The sequence below is a fragment of the Roseiflexus sp. genome (genome assembly GCF_057785375.1).
In genome coordinates, this window is the sequence record NZ_JBYNRX010000086.1 from 35261 (window position 1) to 61822 (window position 26562).

General features: G+C 61.9%; 16 protein-coding genes and 2 tRNA genes. 11 read left to right on the forward strand and 7 right to left on the reverse strand.

Features of this window, described 5'->3' with window-relative positions:
* Positions 1-350 precede the first annotated feature (350 nt).
* The 4 genes from AC3EA7_RS16215 to AC3EA7_RS16230 all read left to right on the forward strand — a co-directional run bounded on the left by AC3EA7_RS16215 (position 351) and on the right by AC3EA7_RS16230 (position 9065).
* Positions 351-1886 (forward strand): acyl-CoA synthetase, encoded by a 1536-nt coding sequence (locus tag AC3EA7_RS16215; protein ID WP_488615115.1) that lies wholly within the window; start codon positions 351-353, stop codon positions 1884-1886.
* Complete coding sequence (locus tag AC3EA7_RS16220; protein WP_488615116.1) at positions 1883-4813, forward strand: FAD-binding and (Fe-S)-binding domain-containing protein; 2931 nt, start codon at positions 1883-1885, stop codon at positions 4811-4813. The genes AC3EA7_RS16215 and AC3EA7_RS16220 overlap by 4 nt, the downstream gene beginning before the upstream one ends.
* A gap of 426 nt (positions 4814-5239) precedes the next feature.
* Positions 5240-7084 carry an APC family permease gene (locus AC3EA7_RS16225; RefSeq protein ID WP_488615117.1) on the forward strand — a complete coding sequence of 615 codons (1845 nt, stop codon included), beginning with the start codon at positions 5240-5242 and terminating at the stop codon, positions 7082-7084.
* Positions 7085-7616: 532 nt separating this feature from the next.
* On the forward strand, positions 7617-9065 hold the full coding sequence (locus tag AC3EA7_RS16230; protein ID WP_488615118.1) for an aldehyde dehydrogenase family protein: 1449 nt from the start codon (positions 7617-7619) through the stop codon (positions 9063-9065).
* Positions 9066-9458: 393 nt separating this feature from the next.
* Here the strand turns inward: AC3EA7_RS16230 and AC3EA7_RS16235 are convergent, their stop codons facing one another.
* The gene (locus AC3EA7_RS16235) at positions 9459-10295 is read right to left on the reverse strand and encodes a SirB1 family protein (protein WP_488615119.1); all 837 of its coding nucleotides are present in this window, start codon (positions 10293-10295) and stop codon (positions 9459-9461) included.
* Between the two features lie 287 nt (positions 10296-10582).
* Between AC3EA7_RS16235 and AC3EA7_RS16240 the strand changes: the two genes are divergently transcribed.
* Genes AC3EA7_RS16240 through AC3EA7_RS16250 form a run of 3 tightly spaced genes read left to right on the forward strand, consistent with a single transcriptional unit; the run spans position 10583 to position 13827 of the window.
* Positions 10583-11434, forward strand: coding sequence for a metallophosphoesterase family protein (locus AC3EA7_RS16240; RefSeq protein ID WP_488615120.1), 852 nt, complete (start codon positions 10583-10585; stop codon positions 11432-11434).
* A 14-nt stretch (positions 11435-11448) separates the two neighbouring features.
* Positions 11449-12429: an AAA family ATPase gene (locus AC3EA7_RS16245; protein ID WP_488615121.1), complete on the forward strand. Its 981-nt coding sequence runs from the start codon at positions 11449-11451 to the stop codon at positions 12427-12429.
* Positions 12430-12438: 9 nt separating this feature from the next.
* Positions 12439-13827, forward strand: a complete 1389-nt coding sequence (locus AC3EA7_RS16250; RefSeq protein ID WP_488615122.1) for a vWA domain-containing protein — start codon at positions 12439-12441, stop codon at positions 13825-13827.
* A gap of 2 nt (positions 13828-13829) precedes the next feature.
* On the opposite strand, the gene gpmI is transcribed toward AC3EA7_RS16250, so the two are convergent.
* Both gpmI and secA read right to left on the reverse strand, forming a co-directional pair.
* Positions 13830-15404: a 2,3-bisphosphoglycerate-independent phosphoglycerate mutase gene (gene gpmI / locus AC3EA7_RS16255; RefSeq protein ID WP_488615123.1), complete on the reverse strand. Its 1575-nt coding sequence runs from the start codon at positions 15402-15404 to the stop codon at positions 13830-13832.
* A 31-nt stretch (positions 15405-15435) separates the two neighbouring features.
* Positions 15436-18504 (reverse strand): preprotein translocase subunit SecA, encoded by a 3069-nt coding sequence (gene secA / locus AC3EA7_RS16260; RefSeq protein WP_488615124.1) that lies wholly within the window; start codon positions 18502-18504, stop codon positions 15436-15438.
* A gap of 824 nt (positions 18505-19328) precedes the next feature.
* On the opposite strand from secA, the gene AC3EA7_RS16265 reads away from it, so the two are divergent.
* The 3 genes from AC3EA7_RS16265 to AC3EA7_RS16275 are packed head-to-tail and all read left to right on the forward strand — an operon-like array spanning position 19329 to position 22539.
* Positions 19329-20936, forward strand: coding sequence for an ArnT family glycosyltransferase (locus AC3EA7_RS16265; RefSeq protein ID WP_488615125.1), 1608 nt, complete (start codon positions 19329-19331; stop codon positions 20934-20936).
* Positions 20914-21540, forward strand: coding sequence for a molybdenum cofactor cytidylyltransferase (gene mocA, locus AC3EA7_RS16270; protein WP_488615126.1), 627 nt, complete (start codon positions 20914-20916; stop codon positions 21538-21540). The genes AC3EA7_RS16265 and mocA overlap by 23 nt, the downstream gene beginning before the upstream one ends.
* A 9-nt stretch (positions 21541-21549) precedes the next feature.
* On the forward strand, positions 21550-22539 hold the full coding sequence (locus AC3EA7_RS16275; protein WP_488615127.1) for a molybdopterin-binding protein: 990 nt from the start codon (positions 21550-21552) through the stop codon (positions 22537-22539).
* Here AC3EA7_RS16275 and AC3EA7_RS16280 read toward each other — a convergent pair.
* Together AC3EA7_RS16280 and AC3EA7_RS16285 are read right to left on the reverse strand one after the other, a co-directional pair.
* On the reverse strand, positions 22528-23325 hold the full coding sequence (locus tag AC3EA7_RS16280; protein ID WP_488615142.1) for a DUF4058 family protein: 798 nt from the start codon (positions 23323-23325) through the stop codon (positions 22528-22530). The two genes, AC3EA7_RS16275 and AC3EA7_RS16280, sit on opposite strands and share 12 nt — an antisense overlap.
* 90 nt (positions 23326-23415) lie before the next feature.
* A tRNA-Met gene (locus AC3EA7_RS16285) sits at positions 23416-23491 on the reverse strand.
* Positions 23492-23593: 102 nt separating this feature from the next.
* Here AC3EA7_RS16285 and AC3EA7_RS16290 point away from each other — a divergent pair.
* A tRNA-Thr gene (locus AC3EA7_RS16290) sits at positions 23594-23668 on the forward strand.
* Between the two features lie 63 nt (positions 23669-23731).
* On the opposite strand, the gene AC3EA7_RS16295 is transcribed toward AC3EA7_RS16290, so the two are convergent.
* Together AC3EA7_RS16295 and metK are read right to left on the reverse strand one after the other, a co-directional pair.
* On the reverse strand, positions 23732-24886 hold the full coding sequence (locus AC3EA7_RS16295; protein WP_488615128.1) for a hypothetical protein: 1155 nt from the start codon (positions 24884-24886) through the stop codon (positions 23732-23734).
* A 450-nt stretch (positions 24887-25336) separates the two neighbouring features.
* Positions 25337-26554: a methionine adenosyltransferase gene (gene metK / locus AC3EA7_RS16300; RefSeq protein WP_488615129.1), complete on the reverse strand. Its 1218-nt coding sequence runs from the start codon at positions 26552-26554 to the stop codon at positions 25337-25339.
* Between the last annotated feature and the right edge of the window lie 8 nt (positions 26555-26562).

Below are 26562 nucleotides of genomic sequence, written 5' to 3' on the forward strand. Positions count from 1 at the left end.
ACGGTGGGTTGCCGCCTGACAATTCATGCTTTGACCCGTTGTGTGAGGTGCAGGCGGAGGCGCCGGGAAACGCGGTATCGCGGCGAGCTGGAGCCCGCGTTGAGCGCGTGAAAGCCCAGAGGGCTGGCCTGATCTGAGCAAGGCTTAGCGTTCTTGAGCACTCATCCGGTATCGCCCGGTCGAGCCCGCGCAGGCGGGCTTCGCTTCCCGTAGCCCGCGACTTCAGCCGCCGGGCGGACGAGCGGATAGCGGAAGAATGATTCAAAGTCCATCAGCCGGCGGGCGGATTTTCCACCGCATATCCGTGCGAATCCGTCGTATCCGTGTCCATCTATGATATGATTCGCAAGATGAACACTCCCTTGACCACCATCGACGCCCTGCGACGCGCAGTGGCGCACGCGCCGAAACGCCCGTTCCTGCTTTTTGAGGGGCGATCATTCTCATATGAGGATATCGCTGCGATTGTTGCCCGTTGGGCGTTACGATTGCGAACCGTGGGGGTCGAACGCGGCGATCGCGTGGCGCTGTTTCTGGAGAATAGCCCGGCGTTCGTGACAGCATACCTGGGCGCGCACATGATCGGCGCAATCGTGGTGCTCGTCAATACCCTGTATCGTCAGACCGAACTGCGTCACATTCTGACCGACTCGGAAGCGAAAGCCGTCATCGCCGGCGACCAGGAGCACGCCGATTTGCTGAAGCAGGCGGAGGCGCCTGGCGCGGTTGTCTTCGCCTCCGACGTGGCGCTGGAAGGCGTGGAGGAGGCGCCCGATTGGACGCTTGCGCCGGCGCCGGGCGATCTGGCGCTGATCGGGTATACCTCGGGGACGACCGGGCGCTCCAAAGGCGCCATGCTCACTCATGCCAATCTCATGGCGAATAGCGCCGCCGTCTCCCGCGCGTGGCATTGGACGGAACATGACCGCCTGTTGCTGACCCTTCCGCTCTTCCACATTCACGGTCTTGGTGTCGGTCTCAATGGGACGCTCTGCACCATGAGCACGGTCGATCTGCGGCGCGGTTTCGATGCCGCGGATGTACTCGATGCCCTGGCGCGCGGCGAGACGACGATGTTTTTCGGGGTGCCGACGATGTATACCCGCCTGATCGCCGAAGCGCATCGGCGGCGTGCAGCCGGAATGCCAGTGCGCGTTGAGGGCATGCGCCTGTTCGTCTCCGGGTCGGCGCCGCTTAGCCCGCAGACCTTCGCCGAGTTCGAGGAACTGTTTGGTCATCGCATCCTGGAACGCTACGGCATGACCGAAACGGTCATGAACCTGACCAACCCCTACGATGGCGAACGCCGTCCCGGAACGGTCGGGATGCCATTTCCGGGGCAGGAAGCGCGCATCGTCGATGTGTGCACCCGTCAGCCGCTCCCCGATGGCGAAATTGGCGAAATCCAGGTGCGCGGTCCGAATGTGTTCGCCGGGTACTGGCGCAACCCGCAGGCGACCGCCGAAGCGTTCGACGCCGACGGCTGGTTCAATACCGGCGACCTGGGATGGCGCAGCACCGACGGATATTTCACGATCACCGGGCGCGCCCGTGAACTGATCATCAGCGGCGGGTACAACATCTACCCGCGCGAGGTCGAGGAAGTGTTGCAGGAGCACCCCGCCGTTGCCGAGGCTGCTGTGGTCGGTCTGCCCGACGCAGAGTTTGGCGAGCAGGTGGTGGCGGTGGTTGTGCTGGCAACGCCAGCGACCGTCGGTTTGGAACAGGAATTGATCGACTGGTGCCGCGCGCGCCTGGCGAGTTACAAAAAACCGCGGCGAATCGTCTTCACCGCATCGCTGCCGCGCAACGCGCTGGGCAAGGTGCAGAAGCATATGGTGCAACAGCACCTTCAGCAGGCGCAACCGGAAAGGACGCCGCAATGAATTATGATGATCTTGCCGCCGAATTGCGCGAATGCGTCAAAGGCGATGTGCAGACCGATGCCATTTCACGCGCCCTCTACGCGACGGACGCGAGCATCTATCAGATCGAGCCGCTGGGTGTGGTGCTGCCGAAGGACGAGGCGGACGTCGCGGCAGTCGTGCAACTGGCGCGCCTGCGGCGCCTGCCGATTGTGGCGCGCGGCGGCGGCACCAGCCTGGCGGGGCAGGCGGTCGGGCGCGCCATCCATCTCGATTTCACCAAATATATGAACCGCCTGCTGGAAGTGAATGTCGCTGAGCAGTGGGCGTGGGTCGAACCGGGGATCATCCTCGATCAGTTGAATGCAGCCCTGGCGCCGCATGATCTGAAGTTTGCGCCGGATGTCTCCCCATCGAACCGCGCAGCCATCGGCGGCATGATTGCCAACAACTCGTCCGGCATGTACTCCCTGGTGTATGGCAAGACCATCGATCACGTGCTGGAGTTGAAGGTGATGCTGTCGGATGGCAGTATCACCACCTTTCGCCCGCTCGACGAAGCGGAGCTCCATGCCAGACTCGCCGACACCGAACTCGAAGGGCGCATCTACCGCACCGTGGCGCGCCTGGCGCGCGAACACGCCGACGAGATTGCGCGGCGCTATCCCAAAGTGCTGCGGCGCGTCGGCGGCTACAACCTCGATGCGTTTGTGCCGGTCAGTGAAGCTGATCACACGCGCTACGGCATCATGTTCGGCGCGCGCTCGCCCGACCGGCGCTTCAACATGGCGAACATGATCGTCGGTTCAGAAGGGACGCTGGCGCTCGTGCTGGCGGCGCGCGTGCGCCTCGTGCCGCGCCCGAAGCATACCGCGATTGCCATCCTGGAGTTCGACACGCTCGATGCCACGCTCGATGCAGTGGTTCCCTGCCTGGAATGCCAGCCGGCAGCCGTCGAACTCATGGACGACATTCTGCTCGATCTGACGCGCAAATCACGCGAATATGCGCAGTATCTGGCGATGTTCGTCCAGGGATCGCCGGGGGCGTTGTTGCAGGTCGAGTTCTTTGGCGAAACCGACGATGACGTGCGCGCCGGTCTGTTGCGGCTGGAGCAGCATCTACGCCCCCGATGCAGCGCCATTACCCGTGTGGTTGATGCACGCCAGAAGAGCGCAGTGCTGGCAGTGCGCAAGGCGGGGCTACCGCTGCTCCAATCTCTCTCGCCCGACGTTAAGCCTGAAACGTTCGTCGAGGACTCTGCCGTGCCGCCGGAGAAGTTGAATGTGTACCTGCGGCGCTTCCGCGACATCTGCCACGCGCATGGCGTGCAGGTCGCTTTTTACGGGCACGCCAGCGTTGGCGTCATCCACGCCCGCCCGCTGCTCAATCTGAAGAACGCCGATGATGTGCGCACCATGCGCACGATTGCCGAGGAGATCAAAGACCTGGTGATCGCGTTCGGCGGCGCGCTCTCCGGCGAACATGGGGACGGCATGCTGCGTGCTGAGTTCAACCGCGAGTTGTTCGGCGAAACGCTGTACGAAGCGTTTCGTGAGATCAAACATGCCTTCGACCCTTATGAAATCCTCAATCCTGGCAAAATCGTCGATGCCCCGCAGATGGATCACTACCTGCGCTACGGCGAGCAGTACCATCCGATCCAGTTGCACACCCACTTCCGTTTCAACGACACCGGCGGCATTGTCGGCGCAGTCGAATTGTGCAACGGCAACGGTCTGTGCCGTAAAGTCACCGGTGGCACGATGTGCCCGAGTTACATGGTGACGCGCGACGAAGAACACTCAACCCGTGGCCGCGCGAATGCGCTGCGCATGGTCTTTTCCGGTGCGCTCCCGCTCGACGCGCTCACCAGCGCGCGCATGAAAGAGGTTATGGACCTCTGCCTGGAATGCAAGGGATGCACCGGTGAGTGCCCATCGCGGGTCAATATGACTCGCCTGAAATCGGAATGGCTGTCGATCTACTACGAACAGCACGGTATCCCGTTACGGTCGCGTCTGTTCGGCAACATTCGGAAGATCAACGAACTCGGCAGTCGCCTTGCGCCGCTGGCGAACCGTCTGCTGGCGCTGCCGTTCGTTCCGCTTTTGCAGGAACGGCTGATCGGCGTCAGTCGCTACCGCCGCCTGCCGCCGTTCGCGCCGCAACCATTCCATCGCTGGTTTGCCAGCCGTCCGGCGCCGGTCGATGGCGGACACCCTTCGGTTGTGCTCTTTCCCGACACCTTCGCCGACTACAACGATCCGCATATTGCCCGGGCCGCGGTGCGCGTTCTCGAAGCCGCCGGCTACCGCGTGCTCCTGCCGACGCGCCGAATTTGCTGTGGACGCCCGCAGATTTCGAAGGGGTTGTTGAAGGAAGTCAAGGCGCTGGCGCAGCGCCAGCTCGATGCGCTGGGGCCCTACGCCGCCGCCGGCATTCCGATCATTGGGCTTGAGCCGAGTTGTATCCTGACCTTCCGCGACGAATATCCCGATCTGCTCGACGACCCGCGCACTGCGACACTGGCGCAGATGTCGTTCCTGTTCGACGAGTTCCTGGCGCGTGAGGTGCGCGCCGGTCGCGCAACGTTGCGCTTCCGCGATCAGGCGTCGCGCCGGTATCTGTTCCACGGGCACTGCCACCAGAAGGCGCTGATCGGCAGCCAGCACGCGCTGGCGCTGCTCCGCATGATCCCCGGCGCCGACGTGCGCGATATTGACAGTGGATGCTGCGGCATGGCGGGTTCCTTCGGGTACGAAGCGGAGCATTACGCCATCTCGCAGAAGATCGGCGAGCGGGCGCTCTTCCCGGCGGTGCGCGCATTGTCTGCCGATGCCGGGATCGTTGCAATGGGAACCAGTTGCCGCCAGCAGATCGCCGATGGAACCGGACGACGCGCGCGGCACCTCGCTGAAGTGTTGGCGGATGCTCTTGCGGAGTAGCGATGCCGTCACCGAGGAATAGCAGTTTCTTCTCTTGATATTTCGCCCCTGAGTGCTATGATCTTCCAACACAAAGGGGGAAAACCCCGGCGGCGTCCTTTTGACAAGGAAGCGAAAGTAGTAAGAACCTGTCCAAATACCCAGGGGAGCGATGTCATGGCGAGCCGCCACTGTCATGCTTCGCTCGCCGCAGGCATCGCAAAGCAATCTCCCTGCGCAAGAGAACACCCCGTCATCGCTGACGTTCTGCGCAATGATGGCGACGGCGGGTAATGCGGATAGGCGCTCAAACCCGGTTCAAAAACAATAGCGCGGTCGGCGCGTGGTGATCAGCGACGATGATCCCCGCAGCGCGGGCCGCTTTTTGTTCGAGAACATCTCGTCCCTCTGGTGATGCAACCGGTACGAGGGAGCAACAATAAGCCTATGATTGCAAAACTCAAACGTCTGGTCGTTGGCCGTCCGCTCGCCAACGAACAGTTAGTCCACGAACGATTGCCCAAGCGCCTGGCGCTTGCCGTTTTCTCATCCGACGCCCTCTCATCGACGGCATATGCCACCGAAGCGATCCTGATCGTCCTTTCGGCAGCCGGCGCAGCGGCGCTCTGGCTTGCCACCCCGCTGGCGCTCGGCATCGCCGTGCTGCTGATGACCGTCGCCTTATCCTACAGCCAGACAATCAAAGCCTACCCGCAGGGAGGCGGCACCTATGTTGTTGCGCGGGAAAACCTGGGCACGATCCCGTCGCTCACGGCGGCGTCGGCGCTGCTCATTGACTACATCCTGACCGTCGCAGTCAGCATGTCGGCAGGAGTGGCGGCGATCACCTCCGCATGGCCCGCATTAGATCCGTACCGCGTCGAACTCGCAGTCGGGTTGATCGGTCTGGTCAGCCTGGCGAACCTGCGCGGCATGAAGGAGTCGGGGGCTATGTTCGCCATTCCGACGTACACCTTTGTCGCCAGCATGTTCCTGTTGATCGGCACAGGGCTGTTGAATGTCGTGACCGGCAACGTCACGCCCGCGCCGCCGCCGCAGACGCCGCACCTGCCGGCTGAGACCAGCGCGCTGTCATTGTTCCTTATTCTGCGCGCATTTGCAGCAGGATGTACGGCGCTGACCGGCATCGAAGCGATTGCCGATGGCGTACCCGCGTTCAAGAAGCCGGAGGCGCGCAATGCCGCGATCACGCTGGCAATCATGGCGGCGCTGCTCATCACCATGTTTCTCGGCATCACGGTGCTGGCGAATGCGTATCACATCATTCCCGATGGCAGCCACGAACCGGAGACGGCGAACTCGCAACTGGCGCGCGCCATTTTCGGCGCGGGGTCGCCGTTGTACTTTCTGCTCCAGCTTGCGACCATGGCGATCCTGGTGCTGGCGTCGAACACGGCATTCGCCGACTTTCCGCGGCTGGCATACTTTCTGGCGCGCGACCGTTATTTCCCGCGCCAGTTTACCCAGCGCGGCGACCGGCTGGTCTTCTCCAACGGCATCGTGGCTCTGGGGCTGATCGCGTCGATCCTGGTGGTCGCCTTCCATGCGCGTGAACAGGCGTTGTTGCCGCTCTACGCGGTTGGCGTGTTCATTTCGTTCACCATCTCGCAGGTTGGCATGGTGCAGCGCTGGCGACGGGCACAGACGCCGGGGTGGCGCCGCAGCGCCGTGATCAACGGCTTCGGCGCATTGCTGACCGGCATCGTCATGCTGGTGCTGGCAGTGACGAAGTTCCGCGAAGGGGCGTGGGCAGTGCTGTTGCTCATTCCGATCATGGTGATCGTGTTGCGGAGCATCCACAACCACTATGTCGCAGTCGCCGAACAATTGTCGCTGGAAGGCGCGCCGCGCCCCTCGCCGGTGCGGCGGCACACCGCGCTGGTGCTGGTCAGCGGGGTTCATCGCGGCGTCATTCCGGCGCTCCAGTATGCGCTATCGATCGCACCCGACAATGTGACGGCGGTGTATGTCGATCTCGATGCGGAAAGCACAGAAAAGATCAGGCGCAAGTGGAATGAGTGGGGATGTGGCATCCCGCTGGTCATTCTGTCGTCGCCGTACCGCTCACTCATGCAGCCGCTGCTCCAGTACATCGACGAAGTCGAAGCGCGCTACGACGACGATGTTCTGACGATCATTCTGCCGGAGTTCGTGCCATCGAAGTGGTGGCAGTACATGCTCCACAATCAGACCGGGCTGCAACTCAAAGCGGCGCTCTTCTTCAGCCGCGGTAGAGTGGTAACGAGCGTGCCGTACCATCTGGAGCACTGACTGCACCTCATCGGCAACCGCCGCCGCTGGATCTGACCAGATGGAACCAAGACCTGATGAGGAAGATCAATCTAGACCTGGATAAACACGCTTGCATCTGTGGAGCGGTTGGCGTTGGCTGAGCCTGTCGAAGCCAACGCCGATCACGAGATTGTCTCATATCCGGTTGATCTTCCTGTAAGAACCTCCTCAACCACGTCCGCGACGCTATCGGCTTCGCTTCTCCATCCACGATCGTCTGAGCGTATCGGGGTGGGGTCGCTCCTCTCCCGCCTTCGGGCTTGTTCGAGCGAACCATGCTATACTGCTTGCGCAGCAGAGGTCCATTCCAATCATAACTTCACTGCAAAAAGCTGTAAACACGAAGGTCACAAAGGGACACAAAGGAAATGCGCTTCATGTTTATTCACCTTCGTGCGCGTCGTGTCCTTGGTGGTGAAGCCTTTTTGCAGTGGACTCAATCATGCGATTGCACTATCACGGAGGAGTTCGCTCTCAAGCCGATCGATTGAAGTGAAACAAGAGCAGAGACATGCACAAAGACATCAAAGTTTACCGCAACTACATCGGCGGCGCGTGGATAGAATCGCTGGCGCGCCGCCACGCACCCAATATCAACCCTGCCGACGCTGGCGACTTGATCGGTGAGGCGCCGCTTTCGATCAGCGATGAAGCGATTGCCGCCGTCGAAGTGGCGGCGCACGCGTTTCGTTCCTGGCGCCAGACGCCTGTGCCGGAACGCGGGACGCTGGTGCTGCGCGCGGCGCGCTTGCTGGCGGAACACGCGGAAGACGTCGCGCGCGTGATGGTGCGCGAGCAGGGAAAAACCCTCGCCGAAGCGCGCGCTGAGGCGCTGCGCGCCATCGCGTATGCGAAGTTCTGCGGCGCTGCCGCTGCTGCAATTGACGGCGTCACGGTTCCGTTGCGCACCCCCGCATATTTCGGCTATACGCGCCGCCGTGCGCTCGGCGTTGTGGCGCTGCTGACGCCCGAATGGTCTCCGCTGGCGCTGGCGTTCGAGCGCCTGGCGCAGGCGCTGGTGTGCGGCAATACTGTCGTGCTGAAACCGGCGCTGGCAACACCGGAAACTGCGGAATGGCTGGTGCGTTGCTTCGCCGATGCCGGCGCGCCGTCCGGCGTCGTCAATCTGGTCCATGGCGCCACCGATGAAACCGGCGCAACCCTGATCGACCACCCGTCGGTGCGCGCCGTCTGGATCGGCGGGTCGCACGCCGATATTGCCGGCGCACGGCGACAGGCGGAGGCGCGCATGATTCGCTTCAAGAGCGAGCAGATGGATGTCAACCCGGTCGTCGTGCTCGAAGACGCCGACCTGGACCTGGCGCTGGCAGGGGTGCTCGCTGGCGCCTTTGGGAATGCCGGTCAGTCGCACACGGCGACCAAACGGGTCATTCTTGTGCATCCGGTGGCGGATGCGTTCCTCGAAGAACTGGTTACGCGCGTCTGCAAACTCCGCCTGGGCAGCGGTCTCAATGAAGGGGTCGGGATGGGACCGTGCACTGACGAGGCGCAGATTCGGCAGTCGCTCGTTCTGATCCAGCAGGCGCAGGCAGAGGGAGCAGAAGTGCTTTGCGGCGGCGCGCGCGCCCAGGATGAAGCGCTGGCGCATGGCTACTTCCTGCGCCCAACGATTGTGGATCGGGTGCGCCCGGAGATGCGGATTGCGCGCGAGCCGGCGCCAGGACCGGTGCTGGCGGTGACGCGCGTCGAGAGTTTTGCCGAGGCGCTGGTGCATGCTGGCCGACCGCATTCGGTGCTCTCTGCTGGCATCTACACCCGTGATGGCGCGCGCATGCTACGCTTCGTCGACGAAATGAACGCGCGCTCGATCCATATCAATGCGCCAACCACCAGCGACGAGCCGCAGATGCCGGTCAATCACAATGCGCTGATCGACTTCTTCAGCGAAACAAGCGCCGTGTATGTGCAGTATGGTTCGGGGAACAGCGGCGCAGGATAGTCATACCAGGCGGCGTTCAGTCAGACAAGATGTTCGTGCGTTCGTTGTGCAAGGCGCAATGGTCAACGCGCACCGGCAGGCATGTCGTGGACGCACAACCGCGCATTGGCGGCAGCAGCCCTGGCGGGGCTTCCACTTGCGGTGAGCACAGTCGAACCGCGTCCTCAGCGAGGGCTTTCGCCCGTAGCGGCGCGGCGTCCTGCCGCAGCAGCCCGGCGGTAGTATCCGAATGAGCGCGCATTCGCCTCAGACTCACACAAAGGCGCAAAGGCGCAAAGATGCCGGATGACATCCGGTGTGCGATGACGCTGCGGGCGGATGAACCGTGAGCAAGACATCCGGTTTCGCCTGCACGTTGGCAGCAGCAGCCCTGGCAATGAGCGTGCATTCGCATCAGTTGTACTGCACCAGCGCATCCGCCAGCGTCTGCGCCTGATGCCGGATCGCCTCCAGATCGCTCGCCTGCGGCGCCAGATGCGCGTAGCGCTCGAGGTCTGCCAGCGCACCCGACCACTGCCCGATGCGAGCGCGCAATAATCCGCGATCGCGCAACTCACCGGCATCGAACGCCAGGATCAATATCCGTTCGGCAGTCGCCAGCGCACGCTCGAACTGTTCGCGTTGAATGTAGGCGCTCTTCAGGTTGCGCAGGATTCGTATCAGGATCGACCGTGGCGATGGCGGCGCCATGATCTGCCGGATCAGCGCAGGATTGGCTGTACTGGCAAATGCGACGATCTGTCGTTGACACTCCGCATACGACCACAACCTGCCGCGGTTGAAGGGATCAATATACAGATCGCCCTCCTGGGAGTCGATGTAGCGGACCAGAAAATGCCCTGGCAACGCCAGCCCGACAACCGGCAGCCGCAGCCGCCAGCCGATTTCCAGGTACAGCACCGAGAGAAGGATGGGCAAACCGACGCGCCGTGCAATCACCTGATCGAGGAAACTGTTGGCCGGATCGTTGTAGTTCCAGTAGTTGCCGCGAAATTCGAGCTCCTCAAACAGGTAGGTGTTCAACGCTGCAACAATTGCGCGTCCGCCCTGCCTGCCGGTGATGCGTTCCCGCACCGCCGCAGCCATAGCATCGATGATTCGCAGCGATGCCAGCGGATTGCCGTCTCCCTGATCTTCCCAGGCAATGCAGAGCGCCGCCTCCGCCAGATTGATCTGGTCGTCGGGAAGACGGGCGATGGCGCGAAATCGACGGCGTGCGGGTGAAGTCATAAGAGCGCGCTATGGAGCATAACCGTTTCTCCTTTGATGATACCACATGTCGGTGATGCGTGATCAGAGGGGACGGGTCTGAGACCCGCCCCGCCGTCGCCATCTTTCGGACGGCGGGGCGGCTGGGGGGAGGGTCTGAGACCCGCCCCTGCCTGCCCATTGATGGTGATCCATGAGGCGTGCCTCCTCCATTTTGCCGTTGTCCATGCTATAATTCATGACAGATCCCCGCTTCTGTCCGCTGTGCGTTCAGGGTCGTTATCAGACGGTTCTTTCAGTATTGAAGCATGCGTATTGCCTACACCGCCGACCTTCATGGCAACCTGTCCGACTATCGCGCGTTGTGCGAGTTTGCGGCGCGCTATGAAGCGAACATCATCATTGTCGGGGGCGATCTGTTGCCGCATGCAATGCGGCGCGACGATGCACTGACGATGCAGCGGACCTTTGTTGAGCGTGATCTGGCGCCGCTGCTGCGCGCATTCCGGTCGCGCCATCCGGCGACGGCGGTCTATCTGTTGCCGGGCAATGATGATTGGATGGCGGCGTATGCCGCTGTGGAGGGGCTTGCGGCGGAAGGACTGGCGCAACCGCTCCACGAGCGCATCTATCAACTGAGCGATGATCTGTGGCTTGCGGGGTATGCCTGCGTGCCGCCGACGCCGTTCAGCATCAAGGACTTCGAGCGGTGTGACGAAGGACGAACGTCGCCGTTCAATTTCGATCATGCGCTGACCAGCCGTGGCGGCGCGATTCGACCATTGCAGCGCCATGAGTTCGAGGAGTTGCCATCGATCGCGGAAGACCTGGCGGCGCTTGCCGGGCGCAGCGATCCGCGCCGCACGGTGTATGTCTGCCACACGCCACCCGCCAATACGCCGCTCGATCTGATGTCGAACCGGCGGCACGTCGGCAGCCGCGCGCTGCACACCTTCATCGAACGGCATCAACCGCCGCTCACGCTGCACGGGCATATTCACGAAGCGCCCGCGTTAAGTGGAACATACACCACCCGAATTGGCGCAACCTGGTGTGTCAATCCAGGACACGATCAGCGCCGTTTCCACGGCGTTTTGATCGATCTCACAGACGGCGCGGTTCGCATGGAACACACCGTCTACGGTGTACAACCGGAGTAGAAAGGCTATCGGCAGTGTTCACCACCATTGGCGACGTCACAGCGGCGCTCAGCGCGCAGCGCTACATTCCTTCCGATGAAATTGCCACAACGGTGTTTCTGGCAGAGAAACTCGGTAAGCCAATCCTCGCCGAAGGTCCGGCAGGCGTGGGCAAAACCGAACTGGCAAAAGTGTGGGCGGCGGCGACCGGACGCGATCTGATCCGTCTCCAGTGCTATGAGGGTCTTGATGAAACCAAGGCGCTCTATGAGTGGGAATATGCCAAGCAACTGCTCTACACGCAGTTGCTGCGCGATAAACTCAACGATCTCCTGGCTGGCGTGACGACGCTTGCCGAAGCGGCTGACCGGCTGGCTGCGGAGGAGGATGTGTTCTTCTCCAGCCGCTTTATGCTGCCGCGACCGTTGCTCAAAGCGATTACGAGCGAGCGACCGGTCACGTTGCTGATCGATGAAATTGACCGCGCCGACGCTGAATTCGAGGCTTTTTTGCTCGAGGTGCTGAGCGATTTCCAGGTCAGCGTGCCCGAACTCGGCACCATCCGCGCCCGTCACCAACCGATGGTGCTGTTGACCAGCAACAATACCCGTGAACTCTCCGAGGCGCTGAAACGGCGCTGTCTCTATCTGCACGTCGATTATCCAACCGCCGAGCAGGAACTTCAGATCGTCAACCTGAAAGTTCCCGGTCTTCCTCCGAAACTGGCGCAGCAGGCGGTGGAACTGGTGCAACGGCTGCGCGGCATGGACCTGAAGAAACATCCAAGCGTCTCCGAAACGATCGACTGGGCGCGCGCGCTGCTCGAACTCAATGCCCGCCACCTCGACCGCGCGACGATCGAGAAGACGCTGAATGTGCTGCTCAAATTCGAGGGCGATCTGCAGCGCGCGCGCCGCGCCATGGTGCGCGATGAGGGCGACCGCGCCCGACGCGAACGCGATGAGTTTGGCCGTCCGCGGCGTGACGACGAGAGTGGTCGCTTTCGCGGCAACTAGGGAGGCGATATGGATCAGCGGGTTGTTGATTTTATCCACGCGCTGCGCGCGAAAGGGGTGCGCATCTCGCTCGCCGAAAGCATCGATGCCATGCGCTGCGTCGAAATCGCTGGCGTCGCCGATAAGCAGTTCTTCCGTTCGGCGCTGCGCGCGTCGCTGGTGAAAGAGCCGCGCGACCTGCCGACGTTCGATGAACTCTTCCCGCGTTTCTTTGGTCTCGACGCGCCGCCGCCGCTGCAGCAACCCGGCGGCGGCATGTCCCCCGAAGAACGTGAACAACTGGCGCAGATGCTGCAACAGATGCTCGCGTCGCTCACGCCGGAGCAACTCCGGCGCCTGTTCGAGATGATGATGACCGGACAGGGCATGAGCGGCAGCCAGATGCGCCAGTTCATCGACGAGAACACAACTGCCACCCAGATGACGACTGGCTTCCAGCCGTGGGCCACCCGCCGTGCTCTGCGCGAGTTGCAGTTCGACCGCCTGGAGCAGTTGCTTCAGGAGCTGCTCCAGAAACTGCGCGAGGCGGGAGTGAGTGAAGCGGCGCTCCAGCAACTCGAACAGGAGGCGCGCGAGAACCGCGAGGCGCTCGCGCAGCAGATCGGCAAAGAAGTGGGAAATGGGCTGCAACAGCGCGAAGCCGAAGAACGCCGCCGTCGCCCTGCCGAGGATTTGCAGGATCGCCCATTTGAGGAACTAAAGTACCAGGACGACGACAATATGCGCGCGATCATCAATCGCCTGGCGGCGCAGTTGCGCACGCGCGTCGCGCTACGGCAGAAACGCGCCAACAAAGGGACGCTCGATGCGAAGAGCACCATCCGCGCCAATCTGCGCTACAGTGGCGTGCCGCTTGACATCCGCCACCGCCGCAAGCACCTGAAGCCGCGTATTACCGTCATCTGCGATGTCTCCGGCTCGATGCGCGCCGTTACCGGTTTCATGCTCATGCTCGTCTATGCGTTACAGGATCAGATCAGCCGCACCCGCCCCTTCGTCTACTACCGCACCATCGCCGATGTCCAGTCCGATTTTCAGCAACTGCGCCCCGAAGACGCGATCCGCGTCGTGCCGGATCGGGTTCAGGGGGGTCCCTGGCAGACGAGCCTGGGATCATGCCTGGAGACATTCACGCGCGATCATCTCGATGCCGTCGACCGCCGCACGACGGTGATCTTCCTTGGCGACGGCGATGATCACATGTCGCCGCCGAATCCGCGCGCCTTCGAGACGATCAAGCGACGCGCGCACCGGGTCGTCTGGTTCAACCCCGAACCGCCTTACCGCTGGGGACGTGAAGACAACCACATGCACATTTACGCTCCGATGTGCGATGCGGTGCATCAGGTGAGCAACCTGCGCCAGCTGGTTGCAGCGGTGGATGGTTTGTTTTCGTAGTCCTATGTTCGCGCGATCAGGCTCTTACCCGTCATCTGCGGCGCGGGTTCGAGCCCCAGCAGATCGAGGACCGTCGGTGCAACATCGGCGAGGCGTCCGCCGTCGCGTAATGTCACCTGCCCTTTGCCCAGCCCCAACTCCGGAGCAGCGACCAGGTACGCTGGCACGGGGTTGGTCGTGTGCGCTGTGTGCGGTCCGCCGGTCTCCGGGTCGATCATGAGTTCGGCGTTGCCGTGATCAGCCATGACGATCGCCGCGCCACCGCGCGCCACGACTGCATCGACGATCGCGCCGGTGCACTCGTCCACCACTTCACACGCCTTCACCACTGCCGGAATGACGCCGGTATGCCCGACCATATCGGGGTTGGCGTAGTTGACAAGGATGAAGTCGTATGCGTCGGACTCAATCGCTTGCAGCACCACATCGCGCACGCCGTAGGCGCTCATTTCCGGCTTGAGGTCGTAGGTCGGCACCTCTTTCGGCGACGGGACGATCTGCCAGTCTTCGTTGGGGAAAGGATGTTCGCGCCCGCCGTTGAAGAAGAAGGTGACGTGCGGATATTTTTCGGTTTCCGCTGCATGGAACTGCCGCAACCCGGCGTCGCTGATCACCTTTGCGAGCGGCACGGCGACATCGTCGTTCTGGAAGGCGACCTGGTATGGCATGTTCTTCTCGTACTCGGTCATGGCGATGTAGATCAGGTCACGCAGCATCTCCCGCTCGAAACCATCGAAATCGGGCAGGGTGAAGGCGCGGCTGATCTGCCGCACCCGGTCGGCGCGGAAGTTGAAGCATACGATGGCGTCACCATCGCCAATGGTGGCGACCGGTTTGCCAGACTCGTCCACAATCACGGCTGGCTTGATGAACTCATCGGTCACGTCGTCGTCGTAGGAACGCTGGATCGCCGTCAGCGGATCGGGCGCAGGGCGGCCAACGCCTTTTGTCAGCAGGTCATACGCCTGTTTCGTGCGCTCCCAGCGCTTATCGCGGTCCATCGCATAGTAGCGCCCGACCACCGACGCGACGCGCCCAACCTGCTGTTCTTCCATAAATGCGAGCAGATCACGGGCGAACTCGATCCCGCTCTGCGGCATCGTATCGCGTCCATCGGTGAACAGGTGGACATAGACTCGCTCGAGACCCTCGCGCTTTGCCAGTTCAAGGAGCGCCTTTGTATGGTTGACGTGACTGTGGACGCCGCCAGGACCGAGCAACCCCATGAGATGGAGCGCCGTGCCGCGTTCTTTCACGGCGCGAATAGCATTGCAGAGCACCGGATTGGTAAAGAACGTTCCATCGGCGATTGAGTCGTCGATAACCGTAATATCCTGGCGCACCACGAAGCCGGCACCCAGGTTCAGGTGCCCCACTTCGGAGTTGCCCATCTGACCGGTCGGCAGGCCAACGTCTTTCTCGGCGGCGCGCACCAAGGTGAATGGACACTCGATGCGCCAGCGGTCATCGTAGGGTTTGCGCGCCAGTTTCACGCCATTGCCTTCGACGTCATCACGTTCACCCCAACCGTCGCGAATAACCAGCAACACCGGGCGCGGACGTGAAACAGGTGTCATAGGGTTCTATCACCTTTCTTGTACATGCATATCACTTCTTTCTGGCAGACGCGCCTTTCCCGCGCTGCGCCTGGGCTTGAGACTTGCCGCGCTGTTGCGGGTTGGCGGCTGGCGTAGGCGCCGCGCGCCCGCGCGGAACACTCGCGGATTGCCCCGGCGAAGGTTGTTTCGCCGCCGGTTGTGCCGGGGCGTTTACGGACTGCCCTGCTGAGGGTTGCTTCGTTGCCAGTTGTACCGAGACGTTTTGCGCCGCCGATTGCTGGCGCTGCTGCAACAGTGCAACCAGTTCCGCTTCACGCCCCAGGTGGCAGGCTTTGAACTTCTTTCCACTACCGCACGGGCACGGATCGTTGCGTCCCGGCATCTGCACGCTGTGGCGAACCGTCCGCAGCGCTTTTCCGTCGCCATCGGCCGTTCCCGCATGCTGGGCGGCGATCAGGCGGCGCTGCTGCTCGGCTTCGACCTGGCGCAGGTACTGCTCGTACTGGAACGATGCCGGAATAATCTGATACACAATGTCGTGTTGAATATTGGTTTTCAACTCCTCGAACATTGCGTAGGCATTGCGCTGATACTCGACGAGCGGATCACGTTGCGCCACCGCCTGCAACCCGATTTCCTGGCGCAGATCCTCCATGCCGGTGAGATAATCGACCCACTGGCGGTCAATCGCGCCAAGCATCATGCGCCGCTCGAAGGAGCGCATACGCTCCTCGCCAATCGCCTGCTCGCGCGCCTCATAATCTTCTTCGATCGCGTCTACCAGCGCATCTTCGATCTCCTGGCGCGAAAGATGTTCCAGCTGCTCTGGCGAGATTTTCTCGTCGGTCAGCATAGGATCGATGGCACGAACTGCGCGCACCAATCCTTCGAGGTCCCATTCCGCGAAATCGTCGGCGCGCCCTTTGGTTTCCGGCAAATACCGCGCAGCCAGTGCGTGCACCTCATCGGTGATCATGTCGAGCACGCGCTCGCGCATGTTCTCGCCTTCGAGAATCTTGCGCCGGTCGGCGTAGATCACAGTACGCTGCTTGTTCATCACATCGTCGAACTCGACGGTATGCTTGCGCACATCGAAGTTGTACCCTTCGACGCGCGTTTGGGCGCTTTCGATGGTACGGTTGATCACCCCGGCTTCGATCGGCAGACTTTCATCGACGCCGAACCGTTCCATCAACCCTTTGACGCGATCCATTGGGCCAAAGCGCCGCATCAAGTCGTCTTCGAGCGACAGATAGAACCGCGACGAGCCAGGGTCTCCCTGGCGACCGGCGCGCCCGCGCAGCTGATTGTCGATGCGCCGCGATTCGTGGCGTTCGGTGCCGATGATATGCAACCCGCCCAATTCGCGCACTTCTGCGCCTTCGGCTTCAGTAATGCGCCGCGCTTCTTCCTGCGCCTCGCGGACCTGTTCTGGCGTCGCCTGCTCGATCTTGATGCCGCGTCGGGCAAGGATCTCTTCGATCAGGCCGTCGGGATTGCCGCCGAGCAGGATGTCGGTTCCACGACCTGCCATGTTAGTGGCGATCGTGACGGCGCCTTTGCGCCCGGCCTGAGCGACGATGCGCGCTTCGCGCTCGTGGTACTTGGCGTTCAACACCTGGTGCTTGATGCCGCGGCGCTTCAGCATCTCGCTCAACCGCTCCGACGTCTCGACCGAGGTGGTGCCGACGAGCACCGGGCGCCCGATGCCATGCATTTCCTCAATCTCGCGGATCACCGCCTCGAACTTCGCTTTCTCGGTGCGGTAAATCTGGTCATCGTAATCTTTACGCACCATCGGGCGGTGCGTCGGAATGACGACGACATCCAGGTTGTAAATCTTGGCAAACTCCTCGCGCTCAGTGTAGGCAGTGCCGGTCATGCCCGCAAGTTTCCGGTACATGCGGAAGTAGTTCTGGAAGGTGATCGTCGCCAGGGTGACATTTTCCTGGCGCATCTTCACCCCTTCCTTTGCCTCCACCGCCTGGTGCAGTCCGTCGGACCAGCGGCGACCGATCATTTTACGCCCGGTGAACTCATCGACAATGACCACTTCGCCATTCTCGACGATGTAATCGCGGTCGCGCTGGTAGATAAACTCCGCCCGCAGCGCGTTGTCCAGGTAGTGGGTCAGGCGGTAGTACTTCGGGTCATAGAGCGACTCGCCTTTGGGAATCTTCAGCAACCGCTCGATCCGCGCCACCCCCTGATCGGTCAACTGAATGCTCTTCGAGCGCGGCTCGATCACAAAATCGCCCTCCGGGTCCTCGATCATTTGCTTCTTGATCTGGTCGGGCGTGTAGGGGCTGGGCTTGAGATGGCGCACCAGCGCGGCGAACTGGTGATATTCGTCGCCGCTTTCCTGCGCCGGACCAGAGATGATCAACGGGGTGCGCGCCTCATCGATCAGGATGTTGTCCACCTCGTCCACAATGGCATAGTACAATTCGCGCTGCACCAGTTGCGCGAGGTCCCACGCCATGTTGTCGCGCAGGTAGTCGAAGCCGAACTCGTTGTTCGTCCCGTAGGTAATATCCGCCAGGTACGCCTCGCGCCGCGTGCATGGCCGCCAGTGAACGAGGCGCTGATCATCGGGGTTCGCCTTCGGATCAACGTAGTCTGGATCGTAGATCGCCGAGTATTCGTGCGAGATCGTGGCGACGCTGAGACCCAGCATGTGGTAGATCGGACCCATCCATCCGGCGCCCACTTTTGCCAGGTAGTCGTTGACGGTGACCAGATGGCACCCTTTGCCGGCAAGTGCATTCAGATAGAGCGGCAGCGTTGCCACCAGCGTTTTCCCTTCACCGGTCTTCATTTCGGCGATTTTACCCTGGTGGAGCACAATGCCGCCAATGAGCTGCACATCGTAGTGGCGCTGACCAATGGTGCGCCGGGCAGCCTCGCGCACCACGGCGAAGGCTTCGGGAAGCAGATCATCGAGCGTTTCGCCATCGGCGAGACGCTGCTTGAACTCATCGGTTTTGGCGCGCAGTTCGGCGTCCGAAAGCGCCTCGATCGATGGTTCGAGACTATTGATCTGACGCACAATCGGCTCGATCTGCTTAATCGCACGGTCAGGACCGAAGCCGAGCAGTTTCTCGAAGAATGCTTTCATGGAATCTCCTCCGCGTGCTGCGGATGGGATAAAGCGCCTGTCATTATCGTTGTTCCAACGAGCCCTGTTTGTACGGGAAAAATGCCGGTTCATCCGGTGGGCAAAAGCGTAAAATACCCTTCGCATTATAGCATACGCAATCTCTGACTGGCAGGGATCCGGCGGGTCCGCGCGCGACGTTGTAGCAGCCCGGCGAGTGAAGTCGCAGGCTACGGTTGCGAAGCCCGCCTGCGCGGGCTTAGCTGACAGGAGTTACGCGGTCACCTTACGGATGAGCCGCGTGACGGCTCTTTTTGCCTTCGGCAGAGCGGTATTTGTCTTCTTTGTTGGTGCGGTGCGGCGGCCAAGCCGCCGCACCGCACCACCTAACCAGGAGCGCCGCGCTTCCGCAGGCGCTGGCGAAGCCAGAACATGCGCCACCGCGTCAGTCCTGTAACTGAGCGATACCGGATTATGTTCTCAAACGGGCGTCCACCTGCGCGGTTTGGCACGCTCACCGCGAGTGGATGCCGCCGTTCCCGTCCGCGCAGGCGGACGGTCGGCCGCAGGTCCATCAGGGGCGATGTCAATCGCTGGCAGCCGGAGCGTCGTTTCCTGACAAATCGTGCCTGCACCCCAAACCGGCGCCCGCGTTGCGATGGCGCACACTGCGTGCTATCATCAAAAGGAGGCGCGGTGTTCAATGATAGTGTTGCGCCAGGCACAAGCGACGTGCAGACAGAACGTCTGCGACAAATGCAGTCATGACAGATCCTTCTTCGTCTATTCCCCAGCTACATGCGTTTGACGACGCGCAAAAGAGGTCTATTACACGCCGTACTGTTGTGTCCATCGCTCTGGCGGTGCTGAGTCTGTTGCTGCTATTCATTACCGAACCACAGATCGGATTGACGTGGGACGAACCAGCGTACATCGTAGCAGCGCGCTCATATGCCGGCTGGTTCGAATTGCTGGCAGCCAATCCCGGCGACGCACTGCAACCAGATGCAATCAAGCGTTTCTGGGAAGCCAACCACGAACATCCGCCGCTCGACAAAATCTGGTCGGGCATGGTCTGGCAGGTTGCCCGCCAGTTCCTCGACGACCTGCCAGCGCATCGGTTGGGGAATATGTTGCTGGTCGCCATTGCTATTGGGGTGCTGTACACCACAGTGGCGAGCAGTTTTGGCGGTTGGGCGGGTGTAGCGTCAGTCGCAGCGCTGATGACGATGCCGCGTTTCTTTTTTCATGCCCACCTTGCGGCGCTCGATGTTCCAGCGGCAGTTGCGTTCTTCCTGATGACGGCGCTCTTCTGGCATACGCGCCAGCGCCGCAGTATGGGTTGGGATGTAGCGCTTGGCGCGGCGCTGGCGACGAAAATCAATGCGCTGTTCGTCCTGCCGATGCTGTTGGTCTGGACACTGGCATTCGCCCGCCATGGGTTCCTGCTGCGGCGTGTGATCGTTGCCGGGGGCATCGGTCTGCCGACATTCGTCGCATTGTGGCCATGGCTGTATCACGATACGATTGCGCGATTGATTGCATACATCCGCTTCATTACCGTGGATCACTGGAAGATCGCGCAGTGGTATTTTGGTGAAGCGTTGATGCCGCCGCCATGGCACTTTCCGTTCGTCATGCTGATCGCAGTCACGCCGCTGGCAATCACTCTCATGGCGCTTGCTGGCATTGTTCGCGGCATTGGTGCATTCCGTTCCGCTTTACCAGAGCAACGCGACCAGGGCGCGCAGATCGCACTCTGGTCGCTCGGTGTGATCGTGCCGCTGCTGGCGTTGACGACTGGGCGAACGATGGTGTATGACAATGAGCGGTTGTTTATGCCAGCATTTTTCTTCGTTGCTATGCTGGCTGGCGTCGGTCTCGGCAGGATTGGATGCGAGTTGCGCCGCAGGTTCGCGCAGCGAGGGCTGGCGCACAGCGCAACACCGGTCGCTGTGCTGTTGTGTGCATTGCTGTTTACGCCGCATCTGGCCACTGCGACGCAGATGTACCCCCACCTGCTTTCCTACTACTCCGAAACTGTGGGGGGATTGCGCGGCGCCACGCGCATGAAGCTGGAAACGACCTACTGGTGCGAAACGTATGCTGCCGCCTTGCCGTACATCAACACGCACGCCGCGCCCGGCGCGGTAGTATGGGCAGAGGATTGGAGTCACGATGTGCTGTTGACCTACCAGTTTCTCGGGCGATTGCGTCCTGATGTGCGCATCGCACTGGCGCCCGGCGCTGGCTCACTCTTCAGCCGGTATGGGCTGGAAGGGACGCCAGCCGATATTGCCGACGCTGATTATGTCATTGTGGCGTATCGACAAACTGGTTTTGCCGCTCATCCCAAAATTGAACGCTGGATCGCCGACCGCCAGCCGGTTCTACGTCTTGAACGGTCTGGTGTACCGCTCATGGAATTGTATGAACAAAAGCGCTCACCTTGATCGACCGGTGATTGCTGGTATCATCCTCGCAGCCGGTACATCGTCACGCATGGGGCAACCCAAGCAACTCCTCGATTGGCGGGGACGCCCAATCGTGCGCGCGATTGTGGAAACCGCGCTTGCCGCCAGGCTCGATGAGGTGATCGTCGTCACTGGAAGCGCAGGCGAAGAGGTTGCCGCGGCGCTTGCCGATCTTCCGGTGCGCCTGGCGCCGAACCCGCTCGCTGCCGCCGGTCAGAGCACGTCGCTTCGCGCTGGCATTGCCGCTCTATCGCCCGAGACCGCAGCAGCGGTCATTCTGCTTGGCGACCAACCCTTTGTCACAGCAACGATCATCGAGACGTTAGTCAGGGTCTGGTGCAATGAACGGGCGCCAATCGTCGCGCCGGTGTTCGCCGGTATGCGCGGCAACCCGGTGCTCTTCGACCGGTCGGTGTTCACAGAACTGCTCACCATCGAGGGCGATCAGGGGGCGCGCGGCGTCATTGCCCGCAATCCGTCGCGCGTCCATTATGTCCATTTCGATGACGACCGTCCATTGCTCGATATCGATACGCCTGAAACCTATGCTGACGCTCGTGCGTTGCTTGAATCCGCCACGTGAGGTTGCGCCATGTTTCTGACAACCCTTCCTATCGATCAGGCGGTTGGTCACATTCTGCGTCACAACATTGCCGATGCTGCCGGACACAAGGTGTTGCCCAAAGGTCGTCGCATTACTGTTGATGACGTGGCGCGTCTCTCTACGCTGGGGATCGCAACCGTGCGCGTGGCGGTGCTGGAACCCGGCGACGTTCACGAAGACGATGCCGCACAGCGTCTCGCCGATGCCGTGCGGCGTCCGGGCATAGTGCCGACCGACGCCGTGCACAGCCGCGTCAATCTCCTGGCAGAGGCCGATGGCGTGGTCGAGGTGGATGTGCCTGCTCTGCTGGCGATCAACGAGATCGATGGACTGACCATTGCCACGCTGCCGAACCATGCTCTGGTGCGTGAACGCAAGCGTGTGGCGACGATCAAGATCATTCCCTTTGCGATCCCTGAAGCGTTGATCCAGCGAGCGGAGCAGATCGGCGCCGAAGCGGGAGGCGTTGTTGGGATGCGCCGGTTGCTCCAACGGCACGTCGGTGTGCTGCTGGTCGTCAGCCCGGAAGCGCGTGAGCGCATTACCCGTCTCGTGCTGCCTGCCATCGAAGGGCGTGTGACCGAACTCGGATCGACTATCGCCGTCGTGCGGTATGCCGGGCTGGATGAAGAGGAGGTGGCAGAGGGCATTGCCGCGCTGCACGCATCTGGCTGCGACCTTCTGATCACCGCGGGCGAGACATCGATTATGGACCGCGACGACGTCACCCCCCAGGGGATTCGTATCGCTGGCGGGCACATTGAGCACTACGGCGCGCCGGTCGAACCCGGCAATCTGCTGTTGCTGGCGTACCTCGACGATGGGACAAAACAGGGTGTGCCGATCCTTGGCGCGCCTGGATGTGTCCGTTCACGCGCCGTCAACATCGTCGATCTGCTGCTGCCGCGACTGCTGGCAGGCGAACGAGTCACACGGCGGGCGATTGTCGAACTGGGGCACGGCGGGCTACTGGGATGACGGACGCAATCCCAGCGCGCGCAGATGATGATCGAGCCAGGCGGCATCGTCGGGCGCGAGGTCCGGCGGCGGCGGCGGTTGCGTGTAGTCGATCTCCAGGTCGTAGCGCGCGCGGCGGTACGCTTCGTGAATGGCCACGCCCACATCCAGCGCCGCCGGCGGGTCGGGCGGGAGCAGGGGAACCGGCACGGGCTTGATCGGGTCGCGTAGCGTCAGGGGCCAGACTTCGACGTAGGGACGGCGCTGCGCCCGGCTCAACAGAATGAAGTAGGGCGCATCAGGCAGCGGGCGCGCCAGGCGGGGGCGCTGCCCGCCGCGCAGCAGGTCGATTTCGAGCAGGTGAGCGGTGCTGGCAAAGAGTTCCTGCCGCTTCTTCTCGTAGGCGTCTGCGCCGTCGGGACCGGGACGCTTGTTGGCGGGCGACAGGAGTTCAATCGCGGTCACCAGCGTCTGGTCGCGCACGGTGCGAATCTCAATCCGCGCATACTCCACCGGCGTCTCCATCAACGCGGGGAGGGTGAGCGGCGCGTCCTCCAGCGCCGCGGGGCTGCCGGGCGCTGCGCCGGAAGAGGCGCGCTCAACCACGGCCACATCGGGCACAGCCCGGCGCACCGGCGCAATCTCCAGGCTCTCGAACAGCACGTAGGGCGTGATGACCGCCCGGTAGCGCGGCGCCAACTGCGCCTGCAACTGGTCACACATCAGTGTGATTAACCGATGATGCACATCGGGCCAGAGGCTCGGCGCTTCGAGATAGGGGTCCATTCCGGGGAACGGCGGTTCCATCATGTTCCTTTGGGTCGTATGAATAATAGTGGCGCCGCATGTGCATCTTCGGCGCCAGAGTCCATTCAGAGACTGAATTGCAGATGAAAGTGGTGCCGGTGACTGGGATCGAACCAGTGACCTAACGATTATGAGTCGTTCGCTCTAACCACTGAGCTACACCGGCGGAGCACGTAAAATGGTAGCACGCTGTGCAGAGGTTGTCAAGAATGATTGCTTTTGCGTCGCTTGCAACACACCGCGCTCTGTGCTACAATACCGGGCGAATGCCGGTGTAGCTCAGCGGTAGAGCAGCTGTTTCGTAAACAGCAGGCCGTCGGTTCGAATCCGACCATCGGCTCCATTGCCAGTGATCCACGAAAAGCCGGGACAGTGAGTTGTCCCGGCTTATGTGTTTTCATCCTTGTCACGGCATCATCGATCGGATCTGTCGACGTTGCAAACCTGTACCGCAGCGCACACCCGCACATCTCGGTCGGTCAGGCGCTCGAGTCCGGCGTTTGCAGCGCGCGGTCAAGATCGCGGACGACTCCGGGCATTCATCTGGAGCGGACGCCGGTGCGCATCCCGAACCGCGCTCCAGTCCCGGTCGCGGACAACTCCGGGCATTCATCTGGAGCGGGTGATATACGCTGAAGTTGCACCAGGGCGACTGGCTTGCCCCGGCATCGCCGGGATCGGTCAAGATGCCAGCGATGCCGGGTTTGGCGCAAGGCGCTTGTTCGAGAGAGGCGGTTGAGGGTCGTGGCGGGTGTACCGTCGCATGGCGCCGATGATCAGCGTGGCGACGTACTTGCGGTTCGTTGCAGTACACGAGCAGGTTGGCGGTTGCGGTGACGATCTGCACGGCGCGATCGCCCTGCAACTGGACGTGGCGGATGTCATTCCAGCGCGTGGCGCTGCCGCCTTGCGGCGCCAGCACCATAATCCGCTTGCAGGTCACCGCCAGATAACCGGCTCCTGAATAGCGCGCGGCTGCGCTGGCTTCGATGAACGAGATCGCGCGGCAGTCATGGCACACTTCGCCGTCCGGCAGATCGATGGGCGCAGCAATCACCGGCAAAACGCCGGCCATGAGCCGGGCATAGACGTGTTGTTGCTGCAACAGGCGCTGGAGACGCCCTTCGCGATCCTGCGGGAGATGGTAGGCGCTGATCTGTTCCGCTAGATTCCTGACCACCTGCTCCTCGCTCAGATAGGCGGCGCGTTCAGCCAGCAGACGTTCGATCTTGCGCTCGACCAGATCATAGAGCCGCGCCATCGGCTCCACATCCTCCGGCAGCCCAAGCCGCCGCCGCAGGCGCTGCAGGTTTTGCATTTCTTCCGGCGCGATAATGCCATCGTTGACGCTGCGCTGGATGACGCTCTGCAAAAATGCCGTCGATTCCGGGGCTACATGCGCCTGGGCGGCGGCCCAATCCAGCCCGACCTTCCGGCACCACTGATAGAGCCGCTGTTGACGATGCGGCGGATAGGCGCCATCCGAGATCAGAAACAGAAAATTGGTGCGAAAGGCTTTCAGCAAACGTCTGGTGCGGTCATGATGGTTGAAGAGTTGCATGTGCGCTCCTTACGACGCCTCAGCCTCATATTCTACCGTATTCCGGGAATGAAGGCAACGGGCGCCAGGGGATGGAATGCAGGCATGTTGGGTCAGGAAACGACGCTGCGGCTGCCAGTGATTGACATCGCCCCTGATGGGACCTGCGGCCCGACTGTTCGCCTGCGCGGACGGAAACGGCGGCGTCCACGTGTGGTGGGCTTGCCGAACCGCACAGGTGGACGCCCGGCGGCACGCCCCCCAACCCCCCGCTTGCGGGAGGTTGGGGGGTAATATCTGGTATCGCCCGGTGAAGCCCGCCTGCGCGGGCTTCACAACCGTAGCCCACGGCGTCAGCCGCCGGGCTACAAGGCGGATAACGGAATAATTATTCAAAAACCATCAGCCGCCAGGCGGGGAGGTTGGCGCGGGGCTGGTTCGGCACATCGGGGCAGTGTCGCCTTTCCCCTCCTAAACCCCTGCCGCGCGCCGCAGCGCTTCGGCGCGGTTGGTCTGCTCCCACGGCGCGTCGATGTCGTCGCGCCCAAAGTGCCCATAGGCGGCCGTCGGGCGATAGATCGGGCGGCGCAAGCGCAAATCACGGATGATTGCACCAGGGCGCAAGTCGAAGTGTTCATCGATCAGCCGGACGATCGTTTCTTCGGAGACCTTGTTGGTGCCGAAGCATTCGACGCTGATCGAGAGCGGGCGGGCAACACCGATCGCGTATGACACCTGGATCTCGAAGCGGTCCGCCAGACCGGCGGCCACGACATTCTTGGCGACCCAGCGGCAGGCGTAGGCTGCGGAACGATCGACTTTCGTCGGGTCTTTGCCCGAGAAGGCGCCACCGCCGTGGCGCGCCATGCCGCCATAGGTATCGACGATGATTTTGCGCCCGGTCAGTCCGCTATCCCCCATGGGACCGCCGATGACAAAGCGCCCCGTTGGGTTGACGAAGTATTTCGTCCGGTCGTCAAGCAGTTCGGCTGGAATGACCGCCTGAATGACGTGTTGGATGATGTCGTGGCGGATCTGCTCCTGGGTCACGTCGGGGGCGTGCTGATTGCTGACCAGCACCGTATCGACGCGCACCGGACGCCCATACGAATACTCGACGGTCACCTGGCTCTTGCCATCGGGGCGCAGGTAGGGCAGCACGCCCTCCTTGCGCAGCCGCGACAGACGCCGGCCAATACGGTGCGCCAGCGCAATCGGCAGCGGCATCAACTCAGGCGTCTCATTGCAGGCGAACCCAAACATCATTCCCTGATCGCCCGCGCCAATCGTTGCGACTTCTTCATCGGTCACATGCCCATCGCCGCGCACTTCCAGCGCCCGATTGACCCCCTGTGCAATATCGGGTGATTGCCCGTGGATGGCGACCATAACGCCGCAGGTGTCAGCATCAAAGCCATAGGAAGCGTCGGTGTAACCGATATCTTTGACAGTCTTGCGGACGATCTCCTCAATGGGAATGTATCCCTGCTCGTAAGTCACCTCGCCAATGACAACGATCAGCCCGGTGGTCGTCGCGGTTTCGCAGGCGACGCGGGCGCGCGGATCGTGCGACAGAAAGGCGTCGAGCACTGCATCCGACACCTGATCGCAGATTTTGTCCGGGTGCCCTTCTGTCACCGATTCTGAGGTGAAGAAAAGGCGTGGTGATTTCATAAAGGATGTCGACATAGGTTCCT